The sequence below is a fragment of the Caulobacter sp. GW821-FHT12A07 genome, from assembly GCF_058807655.1.
The window spans coordinates 581330-589345 of the sequence record NZ_JBXAQX010000003.1; the positions used below are offsets into that span (position 1 = coordinate 581330).

At 69.5% G+C, this 8016-nt stretch carries 6 protein-coding genes and 1 pseudogene; 4 read left to right on the forward strand and 3 right to left on the reverse strand.

Translation table 11 applies throughout. From position 1 onward, the window contains the following. Nucleotides 1–42 precede the first annotated feature (42 nt). A complete protein-coding gene (locus AC1RRS_RS09415) occupies nucleotides 43–864 on the reverse strand; it encodes a uracil-DNA glycosylase (protein ID WP_492854926.1) in 822 nt (273 codons plus the stop codon). A 168-nt stretch (nucleotides 865–1032) separates the two neighbouring features. Between AC1RRS_RS09415 and AC1RRS_RS09420 the strand changes: the two genes are divergently transcribed. The 3 genes from AC1RRS_RS09420 to AC1RRS_RS09430 all read left to right on the forward strand — a co-directional run bounded on the left by AC1RRS_RS09420 (nucleotide 1033) and on the right by AC1RRS_RS09430 (nucleotide 5577). Beyond that, on the forward strand, nucleotides 1033–2706 hold the full coding sequence (locus AC1RRS_RS09420) for an electron transfer flavoprotein-ubiquinone oxidoreductase (RefSeq protein ID WP_492854927.1): 1674 nt from the start codon (nucleotides 1033–1035) through the stop codon (nucleotides 2704–2706). Nucleotides 2707–2922: 216 nt separating this feature from the next. After that, the gene (locus tag AC1RRS_RS09425) at nucleotides 2923–4659 is read left to right on the forward strand and encodes a tetratricopeptide repeat protein (RefSeq protein ID WP_492854928.1); all 1737 of its coding nucleotides are present in this window, start codon (nucleotides 2923–2925) and stop codon (nucleotides 4657–4659) included. A gap of 36 nt (nucleotides 4660–4695) precedes the next feature. Next, nucleotides 4696–5577, forward strand: coding sequence for a 4-(cytidine 5'-diphospho)-2-C-methyl-D-erythritol kinase (locus AC1RRS_RS09430; protein WP_492854929.1), 882 nt, complete (start codon nucleotides 4696–4698; stop codon nucleotides 5575–5577). A 12-nt stretch (nucleotides 5578–5589) separates the two neighbouring features. On the opposite strand, the pseudogene AC1RRS_RS09435 reads toward AC1RRS_RS09430, so the two are convergent. After that, nucleotides 5590–5765: pseudogene (locus AC1RRS_RS09435) on the reverse strand (hypothetical protein); the annotation flags it as partial. Nucleotides 5766–5833: 68 nt separating this feature from the next. Between AC1RRS_RS09435 and AC1RRS_RS09440 the strand changes: the two are divergent. After that, a complete protein-coding gene (locus AC1RRS_RS09440; RefSeq protein WP_492854930.1) occupies nucleotides 5834–6478 on the forward strand; it encodes a peptidylprolyl isomerase in 645 nt (214 codons plus the stop codon). Nucleotides 6479–6571: 93 nt separating this feature from the next. Here the strand turns inward: AC1RRS_RS09440 and AC1RRS_RS09445 are convergent. After that, the coding region (locus AC1RRS_RS09445) for an ammonium transporter (RefSeq protein ID WP_492854931.1) at nucleotides 6572–8016 on the reverse strand (1445 nt) is incomplete at its 5' end.

Sequence of the window (8016 nt, forward strand, 5' to 3'; positions counted from 1 at the left end):
AAAGGCGGCGCGCGTCCCCGTTCCGACTGGTCAGCGGCTTGTTTAATGGGGCCTTTCCGGCCGATCAAGTCTTTCGGCCAGCATCAAGAGGTCCTGCCAGGCCTTCTTCTTGGCCGCCGGCTGGCGCAGCAGGAAGGCCGGATGCAAGCTGGGCAAGGCCGGAACCTCGATCGAACCGTCCTCGGAACGCCACTCGAACCAGCGGCCGCGAAGCGACAAAATGCCTTCCTCACGGCGCAACATGCTCTTTGCGGAGGCGCCGCCGACCATCAGGATCAACTTGGGTTTGACCAGGGCGATCGTTCGCTCGACGAACGGGGCGCAGACGGCCTGCTCCTGGGGCGTGGGCGTGCGGTTGCCCGGCGGGCGCCAGAAGACGGTGTTGGTGATGAAGGCGCGGTCCTGCAGACCGGCGGCCTTGAGCATGCGGTCGAGCAACTGGCCGGCCCGGCCGACGAAGGGCTGGCCGCGGGCGTCTTCCTCGGCGCCGGGGCCTTCGCCGATCACCATGACCGGGGCGTCGCCGGGGCCGCGCGAGAACACCGCCTGCTTGGCGCCCTGGGTCTTCAGCGGGCAGCCGTCGAAGGCGGCGATGGCGGCGGCCAGGCTTTCGAGGTCGTTGCAGGCGGCGGCGAGCGCCTTGGCCTCCGCAGCGGCCGCGCCGATGTCGACGCCGCCGAACGCGCCGGGACGGGGAGGGGGCGCGGCGACGACCACGGGCTGGGGCTGGCTGCGGGCCCGCAGCAGGGCCGCGCCCTCGGCCAGGCGGTCGATCGGCTCGTCGGCGTAGCAGGCCTCGACACCCGCATCGGCCCAGAAGGCCAGCAGGCTTTCGACGGCGCGCGGATCGACGGCGAGGCTCATGACGTTTTCTCTAGCGAGTATAATGAGCTGCGTCACCGATATGTCCGCGCTGCGGTGCAACAAAAACTATCCGGTTTTCCTTGACCGCCGTGGCGTCACGTTCGGATAAAGTCCGACTCAAACAGGAAGAAGGCAGGCTCCACTCAAGAGCCTGGGGCGGGAGAAGCCATGAGCGAAGTCCTCGAACGCGAGTCGATGGAATACGACGTCGTCATCGTCGGGGGCGGCCCGGCGGGCCTGGCGTCTGCCATCCGTCTCAAGCAACTGGCCGAGAAGGCCGGAACCGAAATCAGCGTGGCCCTGGTCGAAAAGGGCTCGGAGGTCGGCGCCCACATCCTGTCGGGCGCGGTCATCGATCCCAAGGCGCTGAACGAACTGATCCCCGACTGGAAGGAAAAGGGCGCGCCGCTCGAGACCCCGGTCACCAAGGACAAGTTCCTGCTGCTCGGTCCTCAGGGCGAGCTCGGCCTGCCGATGTTCGCCATGCCGCCGTTCATGCACAACCACGGCTGCTACATCGCCTCGCTGGGCAACGTCACCCGCTGGCTGGCCGCCCAGGCCGAAGAGCTGGGCGTCGAGATCTATCCGGGCTTCGCCGCCTCGGACACGGTCTGGCGCGAGGACGGCTCGCTGAAGGGCGTGGTCGTCGGCGTGGTTGGCGTCGCCAAGGACGGCCACGAGAAGCCGGACTACCAGCCGGGCATGGAACTGCACGGCAAGTACGTGTTCATCGCCGAGGGCGTGCGCGGCTCGCTGGCCAAGCTGCTGATCGCCAAGTTCGAGCTGGACGCCGGCAAGTCGCCGCAGAAGTACGGCATCGGCATCAAGGAGCTGTGGCAGATCCCGGCCGACAAGCACCAGCCGGGCCTGGCCCAGCACACCACCGGCTGGCCGCTGGACAACCAGACGGGCGGCGGCAGCTTCATGTACCACTTCGGGGACAACTACGTGTCCATCGGCTACGTGGTGCACCTGAACTACAAGAACCCCTGGCTGTCGCCGTTCGACGAGTTCCAGCGCTTCAAGCAGCACCCTTCGGTGCGACCCTACCTGGAAGGCGGCAAGCGCATCGCCTACGGCGCGCGGGCCATCACCGAGGGCGGCTACCAGTCGATCCCGAAGCTGTCGTTCCCGGGCGGCGTGCTGATCGGCTGCTCGGCCGGCTTCGTGAACGTGCCGCGCATCAAGGGCAGCCACAACGCCATGAAGACCGGCATGCTGGCCGCCGAGGAGGCGTTCAAGGCCATCGCCGCCGGCCGCGAGGGCGACGCCCTGGTCGAGTACGAAGCCGCCTTCGAGAAGTCTTGGGTGGCCAAGGAACTGAAGGTCGTCCGCAACGCCAAGCCGCTGCTGGGCAAGCTGGGCACGGCCCTGGGCGGGGCGGCCGGCATGTTCGACATGTGGTGCGCGCACCTGCTGGGCGGGTTCTCGTTCTTCGGCACGCTGAAGCACGAGAAGACCGACGCGGCCTCGACGGGCCTGGCCAAGGACTACAAGCCGATCGTCTATCCCAAGCCGGACGGCGTGATCAGCTTCGACAAGCTGTCGAGCGTCTTCCTGTCGGCCACCAACCACGAGGAAGACCAGCCGGCGCACCTGAAGCTGAAGGACCCGTCGATCCCGATCGACGTCAACCTGCCCAAGTACGGCGAACCGGCGCGTCTCTACTGCCCGGCCGGCGTCTACGAGGTGCTGTACGACGAGCAGGGCGCCAATCCGAAGTTCCAGATCAACGCCCAGAACTGCGTCCACTGCAAAACCTGCGACATCAAGGACCCGTCGCAGAACATCGTCTGGACGACGCCCGAAGGCGGCGGCGGTCCGAACTATCCGAATATGTAGGGCTCTTTGCCTCTCCCCTTGCGGGAGAGGGTGGCCTCCCGGAGGGAGGTCGGGTGAGGGGTCTCTCAGACATAGAACGCCGCGACAGCCGATCAGCCGTCGCGGCGTTTTTCGTTCGTGCGACCCCTCATCCGTCGTCCCGCGGACGACACCTTCTCCCGCAAGGGGAGAAGGATGCTTGAACGAGGCCCTGAAACCGAACAGGGTGGCCGGATGATGCGTTTCCGAGTCCTCCTGTCCCTGGCCTCCACCGCCGTCCTGGCCGCCTGCGCCACGTCGGGGCCGCCTTTGCGCGGCGAGCAGAGCGGGTGGAACAACACGCCCTGGGACGGGCGTTCGGCCTACGGCCAGTTCCTGGCCGGCCAGGCGGCGATGGAGGACGGGCGCAGCGAGGAAGCCGCCGCCTATTTCCAGGCCGCCCGCAACCTGGGCGAGGACCCGGGCCTGATCGCCGAGCGGGCCTTCACCGCTTCGCTGCTGGCCGGCGAGGTGTCGCGCGCCGCCGAACTGGCGCCGGTCGCGCCGGGCGGGACCGAGGGCGTGCGTCGCCTGGGCGTGCTGACCCAGGCCGTCGACCTGCTGTCGCGCGGCAAGGGCAAGGATGCTCAAACCTTGCTGGCCGATCCGACCCTGGGCTTCCCGCATCGTCCGGTCGTCACCCTGCTGACCCCGTGGGCCGCCGCCGCGGCCGGCGACGCCGCCAAGGCCCAGACCCTGCCCGAGCTGCGCAACGACCGCCTGGTGCAGTATTTCGGCCGCCTGGGCCACGCCGAGATCCTGGAGCGGGCCGGCAAGACCGCCGAGGCCGAAGCCGACTACAAGGCGCTGATGGAGGTTCCGGCCGTGCGGCCGATGTTCGCCATCGACTACGGCGCGTTCCTGGAGCGCCGCAAGCGCCGCGACGAGGCCGTGGCCCTCTACGACTCCATCCTGGCCGACGCCCCGACCGACTCGGCGCTGCTGGAGGCGCGCGCCCGCGCCGCCGCGAAGAAGGCCGCCCCGCCATTGAACACGGTCCGCCAGGGTGCGGCCAACAGCCTGGTCGCCTGCGCGGCGGTGTTCAGCAACGAGCGCCAGAGCCAGTTCGCCCTGGCCTATCTGCGCCTGGCCCTGCACCTGGATCCCAAGCGCGAGGACGCGCTGCTGATGGTCGGCGACCTGCTCGACCAGGGCGGCGATCCCGAGGCGGCTCGCGCCGCCTATGCCCGCGTTCCGGCCACTTCGTCGCGCTATCCCGCGGCCCAGGGCAAGATCGCCTGGACGCTGCAGAACGCCGGCGACAAGGCCAAGGCCCTGACCATCGCCGAGGCCGCCGCCAAGTCGCCCAACGCCGGCCGCAGCGCCCAGCTGGTCTATGCCGACCTGCTGCGGGCCAACGACCGCTGGGCCGACGCCGTGGCGGTGATCGATCCGCTGGTGGCCGCCGAGAAGGACAAGCCCGACTGGCGGCTGCTCTACATGCGCGGCGTGTCGCTGGAACGAGCCGGCCGCTGGCCCGACGCCGAGCGCGACCTGCAGCAGGCACTCAGCCTCAATCCCGACGAGCCCGAACTGCTGAACTATCTCGGCTACTCGTGGATCGATCGCAACGAGCACCTGGCCGAAGCCCTGACGATGGTGCAGAGGGCCGTGAAGGCCAACCCGCAGTCGGGCGCCATGCTCGACTCCCTGGGCTGGGCCTATCACCGCCTGGGCGACGACAAGGCCGCCGTCGAGATGCTGGAACAGGCCATCGAGTTCGAGCCCGGCGATCCGGACATCAACGACCACCTGGGCGACGTCTACTGGCGTCTGGGCCGCAAGACCGAGGCCCAGTTCCAGTGGCGGCGCGTGCTGAGCCTGGAGCCGACGCCCGAGCAGAAGGCCGCCGCCGAGGCCAAGCTGAAGGACGGGCTGGGGTCGAAGGGCCCCGCCAAGGCCCCGGCCGTGGCCAACGGCGCCGACACGCTTTAGGTCTACGGGCCACAAGCCCAGTTCTCGGATACCTCGATGCGCCGTTCCGCCTTCGCCCCGGCCAAGGTCAACCTGTTCCTGCACGTCGGCGGGCCCGACGCGGAGAACTATCACCCGCTGTCGAGCCTGATGGTGTTCGCCGACGTCGGCGACACGGTGTCGATCCAGCCGGCCGATGCGCCCAGCTTCGAGGCGACCGGCCGGTTCGGCGGCGAGATCCCGGTCGACGGCGGCAATCTGGTGGTCCGCGCCGCGCGGGCTTTGCACGAGGCCGTCGGCGGACCGGCCCCACCGGTGCGGCTGATCCTCGACAAGGCCCTGCCGATCGCCGCCGGCCTTGGCGGCGGCTCCAGCGACGCTGGCGCGGCCCTGCGGCTGCTGCGCGAGGCCCTGGGGCTGTCGCTGTCGGACGCCGAACTGGAAGCCGTGGCCGGCTCGCTGGGCGCGGACGGGGTTCCGTGCCTGTGGGCCGCGCCGGTGATGGCGCAGGGCAGGGGAGAGCGGCTGTCGCCAGCCCCCGGGCTGCCCGAACTGCACGCCGTGCTGGTCAATCCGCTGGTTCCGTCGCCGACCGGCGCTGTCTATCGCGCCTATGACGCCGCCGTGGATCCGCGCGGGGCGGCTCCGCCGCCGACGCCCGACGCCTTCGAGAGCGCCGAGGAGGTCTGCGCCTGGCTCGCGGCCCTGACCCGCAACGACCTGCAGGCCCCGGCCGTGGCCCTGGAGCCGCGCATCGGCGAGGTGCTGGAGCTGCTGGCCGACGAGCCCGAGGCGCTGCTGGCGCGGATGTCGGGCTCCGGCGCGACTTGCTTTGCTCTGTGCGCCAGCGACATCGAGGCCGAGGGCCTGGCCGAGCGCATCGAGGCGATGCGGCCTGACTGGTGGGTGAAGCGGTGCCGCCTGGGCGGGCCGTTCTAGGCTCTCTTGGGCGTCATCCCGGGCGGAGGCGCGTCGCGCCACAGACCCGGGACCCAGGGGCCGCCGCAGTGCGATTACAGCCGCTTGGGCGGCAGCTTCCGTAGCCGCACCCAATCCCCTGGGTCCCGGCTCTACGCTGCGCTTCGGCCGGGATGACGATGTTTTTGCGCTGAAGGTGTTTGCCGCAATCCTCGCGCTGGCGGGGAGGGCGCCGTTCCGCCTAGTGTCCCTGGCCTTTGTGTTTAGGGAGTCCAGCATGGACCGCCGCCTGTTCCTCGCCGCCGCAGCGGCCGCCGCCGCCTCTTCGGCGCACGCCCAGGAAGCCGCCCCCGCGCCCCAGCCGGCCGCTCCGCCGCCACCCGCGCCCAAGCCGCCCACGCGGGTGGCCGTCGAGACGCCGCTGGGCCGCATCGTCATCGAGCTGGCCACCAAGGAAGCGCCGATCACCACGGCCAACTTCCTGCGTTATGTGGATCAGAAGCGCTATGACGGGGCGACCTTCTTCCGGGCCTCGCGAGCGCCGGGCGCGCCGGAGTACGGCCTGATCCAGGGCGGGGTGCAGGGCGATCCCAAACGGGTGCTGCCGCCGATCGCCCACGAGCCGACCACCAAGACCGGCCTCAAGCACGTGGACGGCGTGGTCTCGATCGCCCGCAACGCGCCCGGAACGGCGACCTCGGACTTCTTCATCCTGATCGGCGACGCCCCGGGCCTGGACGCCAATCCGGCCGCCTCGGGCGACAACCAGGGCTTCGCCGCCTTCGGCAAGGTGGTCGAGGGGATGGACGTCGTGAAGAAGATCCTGGCCCTGCCGACGCCGGGCAAGGCGATCAATCCGGTGATGACCGGCCAGATCATCGACCCGCCGCTGAAGATCATCTCGGCGCGGCGCGTTCCGTAGGGGGCGACACCGAGCCAGCAAAGAAAAAGGGCGCGGAGGCCGAAGCTTCCGCGCCCTTCTTTTTTGGACCGCTTACCAGCGGAGCCCGAAGGCTCAGCTGTGGTAGGCGCGTTCCCCGTGTTCGGAGATGTCCAGACCTTCTTCTTCCGCGTCCGGCGAGGCGCGCAGGCCGATCACCAGCTTGATGACCAGGAAGACGATGATCGAGGCGACGGCCGACCAGACGATCGTGACGCCGACGCCCTTCAGCTGGGCGATGACCTGGGTGACCAGGTCGTAGGCGGCGGTGTCGCAGGTCGAGATGTCGCCGTCCTTGGCGCACGAGGTGTAGTCGACGACGCCGGCGCCGCCCCAGGCGGGGTTGACCACCAGGCCGGTGCCGATGGCGCCGACGATGCCGCCGATGCCGTGGATGCCGAAGGCGTCCAGGCTGTCGTCGTACTTCAGGGCGTTCTTAACGGCCGAGCAGAAGATGATGCAGATCGGCGAGACGACCAGGCCCAGGATCAGGGCGCCCATCGGACCGGCGAAGCCGGCGGCCGGGGTGACGGCGACGAGACCGGCGACCACGCCCGAGGCCAGGCCCAGGGCCGACGGCTTCTTGCGGGTGATCCACTCGACGATGATCCAGGACAGACCGGCCGCGGCGGTGGCCACGAAGGTGTTGACCATGGCCAGCGAGGCGTAGGCGTTCGACTCGAGGTTCGAACCGGCGTTGAAGCCGAACCAGCCCACCCACAGCAGGCCAGCGCCCACCAGGGTCAGGGTCAGCGAGTGCGGGGGCATCGGTTCCTTGCCGAAGCCTTGGCGCTTGCCGAGGATGATGGCGCCGACCAGGGCGGCGATACCGGCGTTGATGTGGACCACGGTGCCGCCGGCGAAGTCGAGGGCGCCGAAGCTCCAGATCAGGCCGGCCTTGACGGGCGCGGTCGGGTTCAGGGCGATCGCGTCCGGACCCGGCCACCACCAGACCATGTGGGCCATCGGGTAGTACGAGAGCAGCGGCCACAGCACGGCGAAGGCCACGATGGCGGCGAACTTCATGCGCTCGACCAGCGAGCCGACCACCAGGGCCGCGGTGATGGCGGCGAAGGTCGACTGGAAGGCGATGAAGGTCAGTTCCGGGATCACGACGCCGGTCGAGAAGGTGGCGACCACGCTGGATGGCGTGACGTCCTTCAGGAACAGACGGCCCAGACCGCCGACGAAGGTGTCCCAGTGTCCGCCGTCGGTGAAGGCGAAGCTGTAGCCCCACAGGAACCAGGCGACGAAGCCGATCAGGGCCACGGTCGAGACCTGCATCATGACCGACAGCATGTTCTTGGAGCGGACCAGGCCGCCGTAGAACAGGGCCAGGCCCGGCAGGATCATCAGCAGCACCAGCAGCGCCGAGGTCAGCATCCAGGCGTTGTCGCCCTTGTCCTGCTTGTCGACGATGGTGGGAGCGGCGGCTTCGGCGGGCGAAGCGGTCAAGGCCGCCGCGGCCACGGGCAAGATCGGCGACGGCAAGATCTTCGTCCTCAATGTCGAAGAAGCCG